This is a genomic window from Pontibacterium granulatum (genome assembly GCF_029961155.1).
In the GTDB taxonomy this organism is placed as follows: domain Bacteria; phylum Pseudomonadota; class Gammaproteobacteria; order Pseudomonadales; family Balneatricaceae; genus Pontibacterium; species Pontibacterium granulatum.
On record NZ_JASBRH010000003.1, the window covers coordinates 176308 to 195266 of the forward strand.

At 53.4% G+C, this 18959-nt stretch carries 17 protein-coding genes and 1 tRNA gene; 12 read left to right on the plus strand and 6 right to left on the minus strand.

The features are described from left to right. Window positions 1-94: 94 nt before the first annotated feature. The 5 genes from QKW35_RS04105 (at window position 95) to cysG (ending at window position 5369) form a co-directional block, all read left to right on the plus strand. On the plus strand, window positions 95-880 hold the full coding sequence (locus QKW35_RS04105) for a sulfite exporter TauE/SafE family protein (protein ID WP_282350948.1): 786 nt from the start codon (window positions 95-97) through the stop codon (window positions 878-880). A gap of 67 nt (window positions 881-947) precedes the next feature. Next, window positions 948-2606, plus strand: coding sequence for a nitrite/sulfite reductase (locus QKW35_RS04110; RefSeq protein ID WP_282350949.1), 1659 nt, complete (start codon window positions 948-950; stop codon window positions 2604-2606). After that, the gene (locus tag QKW35_RS04115) at window positions 2590-3078 is read left to right on the plus strand and encodes a DUF934 domain-containing protein (protein WP_282350950.1); all 489 of its coding nucleotides are present in this window, start codon (window positions 2590-2592) and stop codon (window positions 3076-3078) included. Before QKW35_RS04110 ends, QKW35_RS04115 begins: the two co-directional genes overlap by 17 nt. A gap of 103 nt (window positions 3079-3181) precedes the next feature. Further along, window positions 3182-3805 carry a phosphoadenosine phosphosulfate reductase domain-containing protein gene (locus QKW35_RS04120; RefSeq protein WP_282350951.1) on the plus strand — a complete coding sequence of 208 codons (624 nt, stop codon included), beginning with the start codon at window positions 3182-3184 and terminating at the stop codon, window positions 3803-3805. A gap of 142 nt (window positions 3806-3947) precedes the next feature. Beyond that, window positions 3948-5369 carry a siroheme synthase CysG gene (gene cysG / locus QKW35_RS04125; RefSeq protein WP_282350952.1) on the plus strand — a complete coding sequence of 474 codons (1422 nt, stop codon included), beginning with the start codon at window positions 3948-3950 and terminating at the stop codon, window positions 5367-5369. Window positions 5370-5771: 402 nt separating this feature from the next. Here the strand turns inward: cysG and QKW35_RS04130 are convergent, their stop codons facing one another. The 4 genes from QKW35_RS04130 to nrdA all read right to left on the minus strand — a co-directional run bounded on the left by QKW35_RS04130 (window position 5772) and on the right by nrdA (window position 11188). Beyond that, window positions 5772-6767, minus strand: coding sequence for a cysteine synthase A (locus QKW35_RS04130; protein WP_282350953.1), 996 nt, complete (start codon window positions 6765-6767; stop codon window positions 5772-5774). A 634-nt stretch (window positions 6768-7401) separates the two neighbouring features. After that, window positions 7402-7668, minus strand: a complete 267-nt coding sequence (yfaE, locus tag QKW35_RS04135; protein WP_282350954.1) for a class I ribonucleotide reductase maintenance protein YfaE — start codon at window positions 7666-7668, stop codon at window positions 7402-7404. A 19-nt stretch (window positions 7669-7687) separates the two neighbouring features. After that, the gene (nrdB, locus tag QKW35_RS04140) at window positions 7688-8818 is read right to left on the minus strand and encodes a class Ia ribonucleoside-diphosphate reductase subunit beta (RefSeq protein ID WP_282350955.1); all 1131 of its coding nucleotides are present in this window, start codon (window positions 8816-8818) and stop codon (window positions 7688-7690) included. 105 nt (window positions 8819-8923) lie between these two features. Next, window positions 8924-11188: a class 1a ribonucleoside-diphosphate reductase subunit alpha gene (nrdA, locus tag QKW35_RS04145; protein WP_282350956.1), complete on the minus strand. Its 2265-nt coding sequence runs from the start codon at window positions 11186-11188 to the stop codon at window positions 8924-8926. A gap of 425 nt (window positions 11189-11613) precedes the next feature. On the opposite strand from nrdA, the gene QKW35_RS04150 reads away from it, so the two are divergent. Both QKW35_RS04150 and QKW35_RS04155 read left to right on the plus strand, forming a co-directional pair. Then, window positions 11614-11697 (plus strand) — tRNA-Tyr (locus QKW35_RS04150). 151 nt (window positions 11698-11848) lie between these two features. Next, window positions 11849-12055: a DUF2788 domain-containing protein gene (locus QKW35_RS04155; RefSeq protein WP_282350958.1), complete on the plus strand. Its 207-nt coding sequence runs from the start codon at window positions 11849-11851 to the stop codon at window positions 12053-12055. Here QKW35_RS04155 and QKW35_RS04160 read toward each other — a convergent pair. Then, window positions 12052-12567 (minus strand): HugZ family pyridoxamine 5'-phosphate oxidase, encoded by a 516-nt coding sequence (locus QKW35_RS04160; protein ID WP_282350959.1) that lies wholly within the window; start codon window positions 12565-12567, stop codon window positions 12052-12054. The two genes, QKW35_RS04155 and QKW35_RS04160, sit on opposite strands and share 4 nt — an antisense overlap. Window positions 12568-12695: 128 nt before the next feature. Here QKW35_RS04160 and QKW35_RS04165 point away from each other — a divergent pair, with 128 nt between their 5' ends. From QKW35_RS04165 to QKW35_RS04185, 5 genes are all read left to right on the plus strand, one after another. Next, complete coding sequence (locus QKW35_RS04165) at window positions 12696-13112, plus strand: PilZ domain-containing protein (RefSeq protein ID WP_282350960.1); 417 nt, start codon at window positions 12696-12698, stop codon at window positions 13110-13112. A 69-nt stretch (window positions 13113-13181) separates the two neighbouring features. Then, window positions 13182-14030, plus strand: a complete 849-nt coding sequence (gene kdsA, locus QKW35_RS04170) for a 3-deoxy-8-phosphooctulonate synthase (RefSeq protein WP_282350961.1) — start codon at window positions 13182-13184, stop codon at window positions 14028-14030. An 81-nt stretch (window positions 14031-14111) separates the two neighbouring features. Beyond that, on the plus strand, window positions 14112-16223 hold the full coding sequence (locus QKW35_RS04175) for an SUMF1/EgtB/PvdO family nonheme iron enzyme (protein ID WP_282350962.1): 2112 nt from the start codon (window positions 14112-14114) through the stop codon (window positions 16221-16223). Then, a complete protein-coding gene (locus QKW35_RS04180; protein WP_282350963.1) occupies window positions 16220-17632 on the plus strand; it encodes a DUF4139 domain-containing protein in 1413 nt (470 codons plus the stop codon). Before QKW35_RS04175 ends, QKW35_RS04180 begins: the two co-directional genes overlap by 4 nt. Further along, window positions 17629-18237, plus strand: coding sequence for a tRNA-uridine aminocarboxypropyltransferase (locus QKW35_RS04185; protein WP_282350964.1), 609 nt, complete (start codon window positions 17629-17631; stop codon window positions 18235-18237). Before QKW35_RS04180 ends, QKW35_RS04185 begins: the two co-directional genes overlap by 4 nt. Here the strand turns inward: QKW35_RS04185 and QKW35_RS04190 are convergent. Then, complete coding sequence (locus tag QKW35_RS04190; RefSeq protein ID WP_282350965.1) at window positions 18234-18713, minus strand: tetratricopeptide repeat protein; 480 nt, start codon at window positions 18711-18713, stop codon at window positions 18234-18236. The genes QKW35_RS04185 and QKW35_RS04190 overlap by 4 nt on opposite strands. Between the last annotated feature and the right edge of the window lie 246 nt (window positions 18714-18959).

Sequence of the window (18959 nt, forward strand, 5' to 3'; positions counted from 1 at the left end):
AACAAAAAAGCAATAAGAAAAGTTCAAATTATTATTTTAAGTTATATAAATCACAGGCTACTATGCCGCAAGATTATTTGTGGTAGGTGTACCTATGGAATTTGCATACAGCTTTGCAGGATTGGTAGTCGGTTTCATCGTCGGCCTTACAGGCATCGGCGGTGGTGCTCTTATGACACCGATTCTGATCGTTGTATTTGGTATTCCGCCAGTGGCCGCGGTCAGTACCGACCTTTTATACGCAGCAGTCACTAAATGCGGCGGCACCTTCTCCTATGCTAAGAAGAAGCTGATAGAATACCGCATCGTTTTGCTGTTGCTGAGCGGCAGCTTGCCAGGCAGTCTACTGACCCTGCACTACCTGAAAGGCTTGGATGGCCTGGAACAGATTGAACATCTGATGAACCTGACGCTGGGGTTCTCGCTGGTCCTGACCTCCATCGCCGTATTCCTGCGCAATAGGATCCGTGCGAAAGCGCTGGAGTGGCAGGATACGGCGTTTGCCCATCACGGTCGCCGCTGGCGTCCGGTGATTACGGTCGCCATGGGCGTTGTATTAGGTGGACTGGTGACCCTGTCATCCGTCGGTGCGGGTGCACTGGGTACCGCTCTGTTGATTTTACTGTATCCACGTATGTCGATGCCGGCTATCGTGGGTACCGACCTGCTGCACGCGGTATTATTGACCGCCGTCGCCGGTGCAGGTCACTACGAGATGGGCAATGTCGATCTGACACTGCTGCTCTATCTGGTAATCGGATCGCTGCCGGGCGTATTTGTTGGCAGCCATCTGGGAACCCGACTGTCTCCAAAGGTGATGCAGCCGATTATGGGCTCGTTGCTGTTAGCCATAGGCCTGCGTTTCGTGCTGGCCGGATAAGAACCCAACAACTTTTAACACTAATGTGAGGTGATCGGCCCGAAGAGGCCGAGCAAGGTGTCGAATCATGTATCAATACAACCAAGTCGACCAACAACTGGTAAACGAGCGTGTCGCGTCGTTCCGCGATCAAACCCGCCGTTTCCTTGCTGGTGATCTGCCGGAAGATGAATTCCTGGCTTTGCGTTTGATGAACGGGCTTTACGTACAGCGCCATGCCCCAATGCTGCGCGTAGCGGTACCGTACGGCATGATGTCGTCCCAACAGATGCGCACGCTGGCGCACGTTGCCCGCAAATGGGACAAAGGCTACGGTCACTTTACTACCCGTACCAACATCCAGTTCAACTGGCCGAAACTGGAAGACGTACCGGATATCCTGGAAGAGCTGGCGAAGGTGCAGATGCACGCTATCCAGACCTCCGGTAACTGTATCCGTAACACCACCACCGACCAGTTTGCCGGTATCATTGCCGACGAGATCGAAGATCCACGTCCGTACTGTGAAATCATCCGCCAGTGGTCCAGCCTGCACCCGGAATTTGCGTACCTGCCACGTAAGTTCAAGATCGCCATCTCTGGCGGTCCAACTGACCGTGCAGCATCCCAGGTACACGACATCGGTCTGCACATCGTTAAGAACGACGCAGGCGAAGTAGGCTTTGAAGTTCTGGTTGGCGGAGGCCTGGGGCGTACCCCGGTTATCGGCAAGCAGATCCGTCCGTTCCTGCAGAAAAAAGATCTGCTGTCCTACCTGGAAGCGATCATTCGCGTATACAACCTGAAAGGTCGTCGCGACAACAAATACAAAGCGCGTATCAAGATTTTGGTAAACGCACTGGGTATCGACACCTTCCGTGAGCTGGTTGAAGCCGAGTGGGAACAGATTAAAGATTCTGACCTGCAGCTGACAGACGCGGAAATCGCACGCGTACAGGGTTTCTTCACCCCGTTCGACTACGAAGCAGATGCAGCAAACGACACCTCCCTGGAAGCTAAGCTGGCTGAAGATGAGACCTTTGCACACTGGTTCCGCCAGAACACGGTTGAGCACAAAGTACCGGGTTACCGTGCGGTAATCGTATCTCTGAAAGCACACCTGGTAGCAAAAGGTGACATTACGCACCAGCAGATGGACCTGGTGGCCGATCTGGCAGACAAGTACAGCTTCGGCGAGATCCGCTCCACCCACAACCAGAACCTGGTGCTGGCCGATGTACGCAAGCAGGACCTGTACGCACTGTGGCAAACCCTGTCAGAAGCGAACCTGGCACGCGCCAACATCAACACCCTGACCGACATGACCGTGTGCCCGGGTGGTGATTTTTGTGCCCTGGCGAACGCGAAGACCCTGGGTGTTGCCGATCAGATCGATGCTAAATTCGAAGATCTGGACTACCTGTACGACCTGGGCGAGATCAAGCTAAACATGTCCGGTTGTATCAACGCCTGCAGCCACCACCACGTGGGCCACATCGGTATCCTGGGTGTGGATAAGAAAGGTGAAGACTGGTACCAGATCACGCTGGGCGGCTCCGACGGTGAAGACGCATCCCTGGGTAAAGTCATCGGTAAAGCGGTTGCTGCCGACGAAGTTGCCGACACCCTGGAGAAAGTCCTGTCCGTATTTGTAGAACAACGTATTGAAGACGAGCGCTTTATCGACTGCGTACGTCGCATCGGCCTGACCCCGTTTAAGGAGAAAGTTTATGCCCCTGCTCATTAATCGCGAACTGGTCGACAACGATAGCTGGCAGTTGGTCGACGCTGAAGCCCTGGAAAGCAACACGTTGCCTGCCGGTGATATCATTGTACCGCTGGCCTACTATCAGGCGCACGAAGCGGCCCTGAACGCTCGTGAAGGTCAGGTAGCAATTCAGGTAAGTGGTGACGACGAGATCGATGGTGTACTGGAAAACCCAAACCAGTTCCCGCTGATCGCGATCTTCATCCCCGCTCTGCGTGACGGCCGCTGCTTCTCCATCGCCCGCCTGCTGAAACGCGCTGGTTTCAAAGGTCAGATCCGCGCCGTGGGTGATGTATCCCACGACCGCCTTGACTTCCTGACCCGCTGCGGTTTTGACGCGCTGGACATTCCAGCCGACCGTTTCAGCGACGAGGTGTTTAACGCCTTCAGTGAATTCAGCGTACGTTACCAGGGCGCCGAAGACGACAGCCGCCCGGTTTACCGTCAGTAAGATGACTACAAACGCCCGGCCCATGTCGGGCGTTTGCTTTATTAAGCTATTAAAGGCGTATGGATATGCCTTATAAAAACTAGATAAATTAAAGAGTTGCGTTATGAGTATTGATCTCGTTGCTGCGAACGAGCAGCTTGAAGGAAAAGGCCCGCTGGAGATCATCCGCTGGGCAATCGAAAATTCCGAAAACCCTCTGGTTACCACCAACTTCCGTCCATACGAAGCAGTGATTCTGCACATGGCGACCCAGGTAAAACCAGACATCAAAGTGCTGTGGGTCGATTCCGGCTACAACACCTCTGCAACCTACCGTTTTGCCGAGAAAGTGATTCAGGACCTGAACCTGAACATCGAAACCTACATTCCACAGATGACCAGCGCACGCCGTAACGTGCTGATGAAAGGCATCCCGGATATCGATGATCCGCTGCACGACGAGTTTACCCGTCAGGTTAAACTGGAGCCGTTCCAGCGCGCCCTGTCCGAGCTGAAGCCAGACCTGTGGCTGAACGCGATCCGTAAGGACCAGACCGAATTCCGTCAGTCCATGAACATCGTCAGCGCCAGCAAAGACGGCATCATCAAGGTGGCACCGCTGTACAACCTGACCGAAGCAGATCTGGATGCGTACCTGGCAGAGCACAACCTGCCAAACGAAAACGACTACTTTGATCCGACCAAAGCGGTTGAAACCCGCGAATGCGGACTGCATACTCAGCTCTAATCAATAGAGTGAAAAAGGGGCAACGACGCCCCTTTTTTCCTGCCCGGCTCCCCTTCTCCCGCATCCGCGGCGCGCTCTGATAAACTACCTATACACTATCCGGCAACGACGTCAGATATCCGATCCAACAGGAGAGTTTGCTTTGGATTACCTGCCACTTTTTTTCAGACTTGAGGGTCAACCCGTACTACTGGTTGGCGGAGGCAGTGTCGCACTGCGTAAAGCCACCCTGCTTACCCGTGCCGGTGCCAAGGTATCCGTGGTATCCCACGAGATATGCCCGGAGCTTGACGAGTTACTCGCGCAATACCAAGGCGAAGCCATCATCGGCGAATACCATACCGCACTTCTGGATGGAAAAGGACTGGTGATCGCAGCGACAGACGATAACGATCTGAACAGCCGCGTCCACTTCGATGCCACCGAGCGTAACCTGCCGGTTAACGTTGTTGATTCACCGGATCTGTGTACCTTTATCTTCCCGGCGATTGTGGACCGCTCACCGATTGTGGTGGCGATCTCCTCCGGCGGTAAAGCGCCGGTACTGGCGCGTCTGCTGCGAGCCAAGCTGGAAACCTGGATTCCAAGCAGCTACAGCCACCTAAGCAGCCTGGTCGGCCGTTTCCGCCACGCCGTAAAAGCACGCTTTTCCACCACCAACCAGCGCCGCATCTTCTGGGAGGAGGTCCTGCAGGGCCAGATCGCAGAGAAAGTATTCGCCGGTCGGCATGACGAAGCGGAACAGATGCTGCGGGCGAAACTGGACGATAACACTGATCGCCATACCGGCGAGGTCTATCTGGTGGGTGCCGGACCGGGTGATCCTGAGCTGCTGACCTTTAAAGCCCTGCGCCTGATGCAGCAGGCAGATATTGTGCTCTACGACGCCCTGGTTTCACCTAAGGTTATTGATCTGTGCCGTCGCGATGCTGATATGGTGTTTGTAGGCAAGAAGCGTGACAACCACGCAGTGCCGCAAGAAGGGATCAACGAGCTGCTGGTGAAGCATGCTCAGGCAGGTAAACGTGTGCTGCGCCTGAAAGGCGGTGATCCGTTTATCTTTGGTCGCGGTGGCGAAGAGCTGCAGAAACTGAAAGAACACAATATCCCATTCCAGGTTGTGCCAGGCATCACCGCAGCCAGCGCCTGCTCTACTTACGCAGGTATTCCGCTGACTCATCGCAACTACGCCCAGTCCGTGCGCTTTGTCACCGGGCAGCTGAAGAACCGTACCTCAGACCTTAACTTCGAAGAGCTGGTCCACCCGAATCAGACCATTGTCTTTTACATGGGCCTGCACAGCCTGCCGCACCTGAGCAGGGAACTGATCCGCCACGGCAAATCGGCAGACACACCTGCTGCAATCGTGTCTCGCGGTACACGGCCGGAACAGAAAGTATTGATTGGAACCCTGACAGATATCGCCGAAAAACAGGAACAAGCCCAGCTGGAAGCCCCTGCGCTGATCATCGTGGGTGAAGTGGTAGAACTGCACGATGACCTGGCCTGGTTTGGTGAAGAGGTACTGCAGGAACATCAGGCAGACCTACTGCCACGGAGTTAATCGCCTGCGCTATTTGGTTTCTGAGGGCCGGTAACAAAAGCCCTCAGACGCCAACATCCAATACTTTTCCTGCCGCTAAACGCCACACTTTTTCCTTTCCACTTCCGCCAAAGACTAGACAAAAGTTTATTCACACTTTCTGTGGATAAGTTCGTGGATGACTTTCTGACAGCTTGCTACAGCGCCCGTATTTTGTGCTCTTTCAGCGGATTGCGCAAATTACAACCAGGAGACAAAACGGATATTTTTCAGTCAGTTAGATCTATAAAAAAACAATAAATTACAAGTATTGACAGCTTAAAACCTGAAACTTTTTTACCCCAAAAACATCCGTACATTCTGTACTTCTACATATGAGTTACTCACAAAGGAACGCATACTGACGCACTGACTGATGCCCACTCACAATAGCCATTCCGGCACTGGCAGGTCTTTATCGTTCAGGTAAGCAGGATTAAACAGTTTACTCTGGTAACGTGAAGCACCATCACAGAGTACGGTCACAATCGTATGGCCTGGTCCTAACTGCTCAGCCACTTTCACCGCTCCGGCAACATTGATGCCGCTCGATCCACCCAATGCCAATCCTTCGTCGTGTAACAATTCAAACACGATCTCCATCGCTTCATTGTCTGATATCTGAAAGGCACCATCCGGCGTAAAGTCCTTCAGGTTGGCGGTGATCCGGCTTTGCCCGATCCCTTCCATGACCGAACTGCCTTCAGCGCGCAACTCGCCGTCTGTAAAGAAATGGTACAGGGAGGCCCCCATTGGATCTGTCAGGTAAACTTTCACATCCGGATTTTGGTTACGCAACGCCATTCCCACTCCGGCCAGTGTACCGCCGGTTCCAACTGCACAGCAAAACGCATCCACTTTGCCTCGGGTTTGCTGCCAGATCTCCTGTCCGGTCGTCTGGTAGTGCACATCCCGGTTGGCGGTATTATCAAACTGATTGGCCCAAATCGCATTACCGTGTTGCTGGGACTCTATCGCCAGACGCTTTGCCACCTTGGTATAGTGGTTCTCATCGGCATAAGGCACGGCTGGTACCAGGCGTAGATCCGCATTCAGCAACCGTAGGGCATCACGTTTTTCCTGGCTTTGGGTTTCCGGCATCACGATGGTGGTATGCAGCCCGAGCGCACTGCCCACCATCGCCAAACCGATGCCGGTATTCCCTGCTGTCCCTTCGATCACATGCCCCCCTTTGTGAAGCAGGCCCGCGCGCATCGCCTGGCGCACAATTCCGAGCGCGGTCCGGTCTTTTACCGATCCCCCGGGATTCATAAATTCACACTTGCCGAGGATGTCACAACCGGTTTCGCTGGACACCTTGTTGAGGCGTACCAGTGGTGTATTACCGATCAGCTCAAGCAGTCCGGATGCAGCAGACATAACCCACTCTCCCGTTCGTGTTGTTAGGGAAAGTATGGCACGCTCCCTTCTCCTACGCCGCCCATCAACAACCGGTCAGAGACGCCAAGAATAACTAAGGAGAAGCCCCCTAAAGTGCACCGAGCGATCTATCCACTTACCCCCATATACTGTGGGTAACTTGGTGGATTGTTTCTGGGTAGTTGGCGCAAGCGGCCTGTTCTCGGGCGCTTCAGCGATTTGCGCAAAATGCATCCAACACGGAATAATGCACGAATTTTCAATAACTTACCGAAGAAACTCCCGGTGCAAAGATCAATACCAACAGCCGCTGTCAACAGATAGCGCTATATAAATTTTCTGTGAAAAAGATTCTGAGGGCTTGCTCAATTTGAAACGTTCGCTCTCTTGGGAGGGATAGTTTTTCTAGGTATCAACAGGTAATAAAAATTGTAGCCTGGCCTTCGCCCTGCGGAGCCCAACAGTTTATGGCCAAATTGGCTTCGACTTGTTGGGCATCGCTTCGCGATGGCCAACCTACATCCCAGTCCGCTTTTTCGGCCCCATACAGTCTATTGATGAAGCATAAAAAAACCCTGTCCAGGTTACTGAACAGGGTTCTTATCGAAAGCACACCAGCCATGGAGGCCAGGGCTCACTCTTCCGGAATCTCAATCTCGATATGGGTTTTCGGCACACAGCAGCAGGTCAGAATCTCATCCCCCTGCAGATCAAACAGGGCATCCTGCACCTGTGTCACTTCACCATCCAACAAACGCACCTTGCAGCAACCACAGTATCCACCACGACAACTGTAAGGTGCATCAATCTCTTGCGCTTCCAGTGAGTCCAGTAGCGAAAACTCATACTGGTAGTAGAAGGTGTGGTGATTGTTTACCTTAATTCGAGGGATGCCGGACATGGCGGAATCCTCCTTTTCCTCAGAGATCGAATCCGTCAAAATCGCTGTCATCCACTTCGTTGTCGATCTGCCCTACCAGGTAGGAGCTGATCTCGGACTCCTGCGGAGCCACCTGCACGTTGTCGCTCACCAGCCACGCGTTCATCCATGGCAGCGGGTTCTGGCGATCAGAGAAGATCGGCGTCAGGTTCAGTGCCTTCATGCGTACATTGGTAATGTACTCAACGTAGTCACCCAGAATCTGCGCGTTCAGACCGATCATGGAACCGTCTTTAAACAGGTATTTCGCCCACTCACGTTCCTGGTCAGCCGCTTCACGGAAGATCTCGTACACCTGATCCTCACACTCTGCCGCGATCTCTTTCATCTCCGGATCGTCAGAACCGGACGCCATGATGTTGATCATCTGCTGAGTGCCCGCCAAGTGCAGCGCTTCGTCACGGGCGATCAGTTTAATGATCTTGGCGTTACCTTCCATGATCGCACGCTCTGCAAAGGCAAAGGAGCAGGCAAAGCTCACGTAGAAACGGATCGCCTCCAGCACGTTCACGGTCACCAGCGTCAGGTACAGCTTGCGCTTCAGGTTACGCATGCTGGCATCGTAGATCTTGCCGTCGATGGTGTGTATGCCTTCACCAACAGTGTTGTAGACGTTCACCAACTCGATCAGCTCGTCATACAGACGGGTTACTGAGTCCGCACGTTTGATGATCTCTTCGTTGGTAACGATGGTATCGAATACTTCGGAAGGTTCCGTGATGATGTTACGGATAATGTGGGTGTAGGAACGACTGTGGATCGTCTCACTGAACGCCCAGGTCTCAAACCAGGTTTCCAACTCCGGCAGGGATACGATCGGCAGGAACGCAATGTTCGGGGAACGGCCCTGCACAGAATCCAGCAGTGTCTGGTATTTCAGGTTACTCAGGAAGATATGCTTTTCATGCTCTGGCATCTGCATGAAGTCTTTACGGTCAGTGCTGAGATCCACCTCCTCCGGACGCCAGAAGAAGGAAAGCTGCTTTTCGATCAGCTTCTCGAAAAACGGGTATTTCTGTCTGTCATAACGGGCAACATTGACACTGCGGCCAAAGAACATTGGCTCTCGGGTTGCATCGTGGGCGCTATGGCTAAACGTAGAGTACGACATCGTTGTCCTGAATTACCTGAAAGATACTATAAGTCTGGTACGGTAATGCATGGCTTACAGACCGTAAGCCATGCGGGGTATGTAACTGCTTACATCAAAGCAGTATTAAAGCTTACAAGCACCGCCTTCGCAGCCGCCGTCATCGTGCTGATCGGTCGCGCCGTCACGGGTGTTGTGGTAGTACAGGGTCTTCACACCGTTTTTGTATGCGGTCAGCAGATCCTGCAGCAGCTGTTTCATCGGCACCTTCTCACCCGGGAACTTAGACGGGTCGTAGTTGGTGTTCGCCGAGATGGACTGGTCCACGAATTTCTGCATGATACCCACCAGCTGCAGGTAACCGTTGTTGTTCGGGATGTCCCACAGCAGTTCGTACTGGTTCTTGAGCTCGGTGTAGTCCGGCACCACCTGTTTCATGATGCCGTCCTTGCTAGCCTTCACGGATACAAAACCACGCGGCGGCTCAATACCATTGGTGGAATTGGTGATCTGAGAAGAGGTCTCACACGGCATCAGCGCAGTCAGTGTACTGTTGCGCAGACCGAACTCGCGGATATCTTCGCGCAGGGTTTCCCAGAACTGGTGCAGCGGCTCTTCGCAGAATTCATCCACTTCACGCTTGTAGGTGTCGATCGGCATCAGGCCCTTGGAGTAAACGGTTTCGTTAAACTTAGGACATGCACCACGCTCTTTCGCCAGCTCGTTGGACGCTTTCAGCAGGAAGTACTGAATGGATTCGAAGGTACGGTGAACCAGGCCATTCGCGGAACCGTCGGAGTAACGTACGCCGTTCTTCGCCAGGTAATAAGCAAAGTTGGTCACACCTACACCCAGCGGGCGACGGTTCATGGTGGAGATCTCTGCCGCCTTGATCGGGTAATCCTGGTAGTCCAGCAGGCTGTCCAGGGCACGTACAATCAGATCTGCCAGGTTTTCCAGCTCGCTCAGGTCTTCCAGTGCGCCCAGGTTGAACGCAGACAGTGTGCAGAGTGCAATCTCGCCGTTTTCGTCGTTAATATCGTTCAGCGGTGCGGTCGGCAGTGCAATTTCCAGACACAGGTTGGACTGCTTAACCGGAGCCACCATCGGATCGAACGGGCTGTGGGTGTTGCAGTGATCAACGTTCTGGATGTAGATACGGCCGGTGGACGCACGCTCGGACGCCAGGATACCAAACAGTTCCACCGCCTTGATGGTCTGTTTGCGAATACTGTCATCCTGCTCATATTTTACGTACAGACGCTCGAACTCGTCTTGATCCGCAAAGAACGCATCGTACAACCCCGGTACTTCGTCCGGGCTGAACAGAGTGATGTTGCCGCCTTTGATCAGACGGGTGTACATCAACTTGTTGATCTGAACGCCGTAGTCCAGGTGACGCACACGGTTCTCTTCAACACCGCGGTTGTTCTTCAGAACCAGCAGGGATTCCACTTCCAGGTGCCAGATCGGGTAGAACAGGGTCGCTGCACCGCCACGCACACCACCCTGAGAACAGGACTTCACGGCGGTCTGGAAGTGCTTGTAGAACGGGATACATCCGGTGTGGAAGGCTTCACCGTTACGAATCGGGCTACCCAAAGCACGAATGCGCCCCGCATTAATACCGATACCCGCACGCTGAGACACATACTTCACAATGGAAGATGAGGTGGCGTTGATAGAATCCAGGCTGTCGCCACACTCAATCAGTACACAGGAGCTGAACTGACGGGTCGGGGTACGTACGCCAGACATAATCGGCGTTGGCAGAGACAGCTTAAACAGGGACGTCGCGTCGTAGAAACGCTTCACATAACCCAGACGAGTCTCTTTCGGGTAATCCGCAAACAGGCACGCAGCCACCAGCATGTACAGGATCTGCGGGCTTTCAAAGATTTCACCGGTCACACGGTTCTGCACCAGATATTTACCTTCCAGTTGCTTCACGGCAACGTAGGAGAAGTTCATATCACGGCTGTGTTCCAGGTAGTCGTTCAGCTCGTCCCACTCAGCTTCAGAGTAGTCTTCCAGCAGGTGACGGTCATAACGCCCTTCGTCCACCATTTTGGCAACGTGGGTAAACAAACGTGGCGGCTCAAAGCTGCCAAACGCACGCTTACGCAGGTGGAAAATAGCCAAGCGAGCAGCCAGATACTGGTAATCCGGCGCAGACTCGGAGATCAGGTCCGCCGCGGATTTAATAAGGGTTTCGTGAATATCAGAGGTCTTGATGCCTTCATAGAACTGCAAGTGAGCTTTCAGCTCTACTTCGGACGGCGATACAGCGTCCAGTCCATCCGCTGCCCAGATAACAACCCGGTGAATTTTCTCCAGGTCGATTTTTTCTTTTCGACCGTCTCTTTTGGTAACCATCAGATCTTGCTGCATCAGACCTTCCACTCGAATGCAAAGATTATTGTAATAAAAATGAAACCGGAAAATGTGATCTCCGAACGCTTAGCAGCCCCCTTCCGGACCAGCGCGTGCGAAGTTACTGCACATACTACGACCAGTGGGCAACAAACTTTAGACCACACAAGATGTTGTATACCCTGAATCGATTCGCACTAAATATAGACTTCATCTCAAGGAATTCAATATTGATTTTCAGATACAACTATGCGTTTCAGTAGTACCTTTTTCGCAGGAGGCAGGAAACCACAAGGGCTCGACGTGAACGGAATTAACGATGAATTTTTTTCAAACAAAAACCAAAGATCACTCAAACCATTCATGAGTTTTTTTTTGTAATTTCTATGCAACTTTTCCTTTACAGGGCAAAGTGAGATCCCTATCATACGCGCTCCCTTCGTGGTGAGGTTCCCGAGTGGCCAAAGGGATCAGACTGTAAATCTGACGCGCAAGCTTCGGTGGTTCGAATCCACCCCTCACCACCATTCTTCCCCAATGTTCAAAACCTCGATCCAAACACTTTATATTCCAAAACGTTACATATACTGGCCCTGTTATCGCTGAGCCAATATCTGTACAATTCACGCCCGATCTAGATTTAATCGTTCATCCAATTCAACAGCGGAAATCCTTGCTATGCGCCTTGCTGAAATCGAAGCCATTATGCTGAACGTTGGACTGGCCCTCTTTGCCGGTTTTATCTTCTTCATCATCTACGATCTGGCAAAGAAGTCGAATGCAGGCAAATTTGGTACAGCAGTACTGTTTTTCGCCTTGGGCCTGGGCCTCGCAGCCTTCATCATCAAATCCGTTGTGGTTGAATTTATCGGCGGCGGGATCTAGCGCTTCACCTTATCCTCGCTGAGGTGGATCAGCTCGCCGCTTGCAGGATCTACCTCAAACGCTTTACCAAATCCCACCACATAACAGCCATGGGTTGGCTTCAGTCTAAATAGATGAAAGTCAGGCAAGCCGCGCAACAGTTTTACAGTCTGCCCTAACTTACTCTCCATCTGCTCCAGGATCTCGACGCCCTTTGCAGAGTCGCGCTCGACCTTTTCCACATCACACTGATAAGTCAGCCGTTCGCGCGCAAATATATTGCGACTCTCCTGCTCATCTTGAATAAGCAACACACTGCAGTTGGGGTGACTTAACAGGTTTGCCGTATGTGCAGCCAGCTCACTCACAAATATGTAGAAGCAGCCTTGACCGTCTCGCACAGCCGGGGCGTAGCTGATCTCAGGATTACCCGCCTGATTGAGCGTGGACAACAGTACGGATTGCTTACCATCTTGTAACGCACGGCACGCAGCGCTGTAAGCATTTAATTCATCTTGTTTCATTTCTGCCATTGCTTTTCCTTGGATAGCGTTTATACCTAAACATAGGAACACCTTTAACTGATCAAAAAATCGCTAAAGGAATCTGCATCCCCGGCGATGTAGATAAGAGAAGGGTAAAAGAGAAAGGGGAGGTTGTCATGAGCAACCTACAGGTATATATCCGGCATCCGGAAGAGATTCCGATTGAGCTAGAGCAACTCACTCAATCCCTCCCGGTCTCCCACTCCACTCCAAGTCTCGGCCTCATCTGCCACTCCAACAACAAAATATCCAAAGGTTCCGCAGTCAAACTGCGCATTCCATTCGTTGAGCCTTCGCTGGCTGTATCCGGTGTGGTGACCTGGTGTCACAACGACGGTACGGGCTTTGAACTGGGTATTGATTTTGATAATCCGGACGCCAAAATGCGCATGCGGATGCTGGAGCAGCTGTGTCAGATCCATCAGTACCGTCTTGAGGTCAAAGAAGAACAAGGGCGTGTGCTCAGCCCTGAAGCCGCTGCAATGGAATGGATCGAGCGCTACGCCGCACTTTTTCCCGGCAATGGCGTATAATGGTCGCTTCGCGGCCCGTTAATATCGACGGGCCCTAAGTATTTACCTTATTTAAAGGAAAGCGACTGTATGGAGCAGAAAACCGTTGTTGCCGGTGGCGTAGAAATTGCCAACGATAAACCGATGGTGCTTTTCGGTGGCATGAATGTGCTGGAGTCCCGCGACCTGGCGATGTCTATCGCTGAGCACTATGTAGAAGTCACCAGCAAACTGAACATCCCATATGTATTCAAGGCATCGTTCGACAAAGCCAACCGCTCGTCGCTGACCTCGTTCCGTGGCCCTGGCCTGGATGAGGGCATGAAGATCCTGGAAGAGGTGAAAAAAACCTTTAACGTACCAGTGATCACCGATGTACACGAGCCTTACCAGTGTGTGCCAGCCGCTGAAGTCTGCGACATCATCCAGCTGCCCGCCTTCCTGTCCCGTCAGACCGACCTGGTTCAGGCGATGGCCGAGACCGGTGCAGTCATCAACATCAAGAAGGCGCAGTTCCTTGCACCACACGAGATGAAGCACATCCTCAACAAGTGTGAAGAAGCGGGTAACAGCAACCTGATCCTGTGTGAACGTGGCTCCTGCTACGGTTACAACAACCTGATCGTGGATATGCTGGGCTTCTCCATCATGAAAGAGTTTGGCTACCCGGTGATGTTTGATGCAACCCACGCGCTGCAGATGCCAGGCGGTCGCTCTGATTCTGCTGACGGTCGCCGTGCCCTCGTTGCACAGCTGTCCCGTGCAGGTCTTTCTCAAGGTATCGCAGGCCTGTTCCTGGAAGCGCACCCGGATCCAAACGTTGCCAAGTGTGATGGTCCTTGCGCCCTGCCACTGGACAAACTGGAACCCTACCTGGCACAGATGAAAGCGGTCGATGAGCTGGTGAAATCCTTCCCTGAGTTGGATACCTCCGCTTAAGCCAAATACCCGCACATCTTGTTGTGCAGGTTGGGCTAGCCTTGACTATCATTGATGGAAATTTTTGATGCAGGCTAGCCCATGGCAGTAACACAGGCTATCGAATACACCTCCCTTTCTTCCGGCCAGGTGGTCGGTACAACGCAACACCGCTTTTTGCTGAAAGAGCACTCCGGCAATTCGCTGCTTGGACAACGCTGGCAAGCCCAGGACTTGAGCGTACAGGGCAAACCGATCGTATCGCTGGAGTTTATCTCTCCCTATCTGATCAGCGACAGTAAAGCCCTGGAGACGCTAAAGCGCGCGGTTGCAGTTGGCAAAAAACTGCGGCACAAGCATCTGGCCATCCACTACGGCTACTTTCAAAGCGAGAACCAACCCGGCTTTGTCGCATCCGAGCGACTGGACAACACCACCCTCGCCGACCTGCTGAGAGAGAAAAAAACCAAGGCGCTGAATGACAATCAACTCAAAGGCCTACTACTGCAGATCGCCACGGCGCTGGATGTCGCCTACGGTGCCCTGCATGTCACCCATGGCGGCCTTTGCCCGGCGAACGTGCATATCAACCGCGGCAGCGGCGTGAAACTGTCCGGTTATGCCACTCAGCCCCTGCACGGTAAACTCCCAAAGAACCGGCACCACACCCATCGAGCCGAGGTCTACCAGGCGCCGGAAACCCATAGCGCCCAGCCATCCAATCGGGCTTGTGATATATTCTCACTCGCCTGTATTGCGTATGAAGTGCTTACCGGTCATCCACCTTTCGCCAACACCCGGGAACCGTCTCAGTGCGACCCCGCCCGTTTGAGCCAGCCCAAGCAACTGACCGACCAGCAGTGGCTCAGTCTGCAAGCAGCCCTCTCTGGAGTGCCTGCAGCACGTCCAAGCAATGCTCTGAGCTTGATACGAGACCTGTTCAAAGCGGACGAAGAACAATCCGATACGGCAGAACAAACCGGGCAAGCGTCTGCAACAGAGGAACACCCTGCTCCCGACGCCGAAGTAGAGACACAGCGCTCCACACGACTGAGCGCTGAAGATCTGGCACCCGAGCAGCCAGAAGATCAATCCACGGTTTCAGAGCAAGAACAGAAGGCGCCAAAAGCACCTCTGGTGCAATCCAAGCGCAAGCTGATTCCATTGTTCACCTTTATCCTGGGGTTGATATTGGGCTACGGTTTATCACTGGCGCTGAGCATTCCGGATGAGCCACAAAACACAGAAATCGCAACGGCACCGGATACGGCAGTTGCAGCCCCTGACCCGCAATCAGCAGAGAACGCTTTAGTTGCAGAAAGCGATTCAAGCCAGGGCAGCGTTCAGCCTGCAGTCATCGAACCCACGCTAGAGTCTGACACAACTAACCTGTCAGACGGCGCGACTGCATTTATGACGGCCGCCCAACTGACCGGAGAACAAGCCCCCAGGACTCTGCTGTTCCGCGACCAGATCCGAGGTGATCTGTACGGCCCGGACATGGTAGCCCTGCCTGCCGGAGATTTTCTGATGGGGGATAACCACAAACTTGGCGACGATAACGAATATCCGGTACACCGCGTGACGATCAAGCAACCTTATGCCCTGTCCCGTTATGAAGTCACCTTCGCCCAGTACGATGCGTTTGCCCGCGCAACGCGTCGGGACCTGCCCTCCGATGAAGGTTGGGGGCGTGGCAACCGACCAGTCATCAACGTCAGTTGGCGCGACGCGCAAGCCTACGTGCAGTGGCTGTCTCGCGAGACGGACCAACCATATCGCCTACCAACTGAAGCGGAATGGGAGTACGCCGCCCGTGCTGGGACACAAAGCGCATTTAGCTGGGGTAATAAACCGGCTGTGGGCTTCGCGGTTTGTGACGAATGTGGCAGCGACTGGGACGGCAGCCAGACCGCACCGGTGGGCGCCCTGCAGCCTAATCCGTGGGGCCTCTACGATATGGCAGGCAACGTCAGCGAATGGGTCGAAGACTGCTACGCAGCAGACTACAGTGGTGCCCCCGTTAACGGAAGCGCATACCAAGGTGACGGATGTAGTGATCGAGTTATGCGTGGCGGCTCATGGTTCGATATCATGCGTCTGATGCGCCCAGCCGCCCGTTATCGCCATCCGGCCAACGCCTCCCAGAATGACTGGGGCTTCCGCGTTGCTTTGGATTTGCCGGAAGAATTTATCAAGGAGACTAGCGAATGAAGTTCCGCCCCCTGTTTCTATCCATGCTGATGCTCAGCACCCCGGCCCTGGCGGCAGACAACCTCACCATTGGGGTAGATCAGCGTCAATCGCTGGGTATTACGCTCTATAACCAGGACCTGGCGCTGGTGCGTGAAACACGCGAACTGCCAGCTATGCAGTCTGGCCAAAAAGTGATCATCGAAGACGTCAGCAAACAGTTGCAACCGGAAACTCTGCGTATCAATAACGCCGGCGCCATCCTGGAGCAGAATTTCAATTCCCGCCTGCTCAGCCAGCACGCGCTGCTTGAACACTATATCAATAAGAAACTGGAACTGGCGCGCATCAATCCGGCGACCGGTACCGAAACGATCAGCAAGGCAACCCTACTCAGTGTTAACGGAAACCATGCTCTGGTTTCCCGTAACAACCGGGTCGAGAGCATTCCCCTGAACGGCCACTGGCGTTTTATCTTCCCAAGTCGGCCACCCGCCCTGCTCACCAAACCCAACCTGAGCTTTCGCAGCCAGGGAACAGGCAGCGCCCGTGACGCTCGTATCAGCTACCTGACCGGCGGCCTTAGCTGGACCATGAATTACGTACTGACTCTGTCACAGGACGGTGACAGCGCAAACGTATCGGGTATGGCATCACTCACCAACAACAGTGGCACACACTACCCCAATGCCAGCATCCAGTTGATGGCCGGCAATGTGAATACCGTCCCACCTCAACCTCGCTACAAAGCACAGCGCGAGATGGCAGTCGTAGCATTGGGTGCCGCAGCAGACAGTATCGAACCACCGGCGCAGCTGGAAGCGTTCCACCTGTATCAACTGCCCGGCAAAATCAACCTGGAAGATGGCCAGCAGAAACAGATCACCCTGCTTAACAGCGATGATGTCAGCCTGAAGCGTACCTACCAACATGAGTTTTACGTAGGGGCCAACCAGGATGCCCAGCGTTACCGCATCAAACCTAACTTGCGCCTGAGCTTTAATAACACCAGTGAAGAAGGCCTGGGGCAACCGATGCCTGCGGGCAACATCCGCGTCTTCCGTCCCGACAGCCAGGAACAACTGCAGTTTGTAGGCGGCGCTCGCATCAACCATACGGCAGAAAAGGATCCGGTAAAAATCACCCTGGGCCAGGCATTCGATGTGACCGTTGAACGTCACCAAAGCCAGTTCCAGAAAACCTATAATGGCTTCCTGGTGGGACAGGCGATCCGTATCACCAACAGTCGCAGCAAACCGGCGACCGTTGTGTTGCGTGCCAACTTCCCATACGAGTGGAATCTGGAAAACAGTAGCGTGCCAATGGAAAAGATTAGCGCTGGTGCCGCGCAATGGACAATCGAAGTTGCGGGCAAGAGCGATCAACTACTGAATTTCAGCGTACAGATGAAGAAGCCTGATCGTAAATGAGTGGATGTCCTGGCTGCGGCCTGCCTGAAGACTACTGCGCCTGTGGCGGCACGTTTAGCGACGTGCCACCACTGCAGATCGCACTGCTGCTGCATGAGAACGAACCGGCACGCCCCAGCAACACCAGTCGGCTGATCGCTCAGTTGCTGCCGGATGTTACCCACACCTTCATCTGGCAGCGCACCCACCCGCCCGAGGTATTGGTTGATATGCTGAACGACCCTCACTATCAACCCTGGCTGCTGTTCCCGGCGGACCGTCCCGAACTGAAACCCCGCGCCAGAGGCTACCACCCGGTTGAAGGGAAAATACCACTGATCATTGTGCCGGACGGCACTTGGAAAGAAGTACGCAAGATTGTGCGCAAGAGCCCGTGGCTGAATGAACTGCCGCTACTGGCGTTTGATCCCGATCGTCGCACCCGTTACACCCTCAGACGCAATCCGGACGATGATCACCTGTGTACGGCAGAAACCGTCGCGGAAGTACTTCGTTTAGCCGATGCCGACAAAGCGGCCATCGCTCTGGATCAACTGCTTGATCGCTTCCTGACCCACTATCACGCGTGGAAGTGCAACCACCCGATACCCAGCAGTTTGGTTTAACGCTGCGGAAGTTCGGGCATCAAGGTGCGCCAGTGGTTCGCTTGGCCTTCGTCGACCGGCACCGACAACTCGCCGTTTGCATAGATATCCACCATACGCGCCACGGCAAGTTGATGCCCCTGTTTGGCGGCCAGTTCGTAGTAGTAACGCGCTTTCTCCGCATTGGGCTGAAAGTAGTGCTCAAACCCCTCTTCATAGATCCGTCCCATCTGATACTGCGCTTTCATATCCCCCTGATCCGCCGCTCGTTGCAGATAGATGCCGCCCTGGATGCGGTTTTGCACGCCATCTCCCCGGAAGTGAAGCAGATGTCCGTATACGGACAAAGCGCGAGTGCTGCCATTGTCCGCAGCGTAGCGGAAGATTTTCATCACTAAACGGTGTTTGGCCTGGGATTTTTTAAACACAGAGGTGCGGAACAACCCATAGGCAACATAGAAAATGAGCGGTGCAATCAGGCGCATTAACCAGCGCATAGAACCCCCAGAACGCAAGTAAGATGAAAAAGACAAGATAACGACGGTTGATTTCGCCAGTATATCAGCAGTCTCTAATTTAAACACGCACAGCTTGTAAGGACTCAATAGAAAGCGCTTGTGACCGAAGCGGATATAGGATAAAAACTAGTGACCGCAAAAAGAAATAAACAACCCGCGTTATATATCTACCGGTTATATCTAAGGTCGTGATCACTATAGCGCAGCAATTGGGACTTTCAGGAA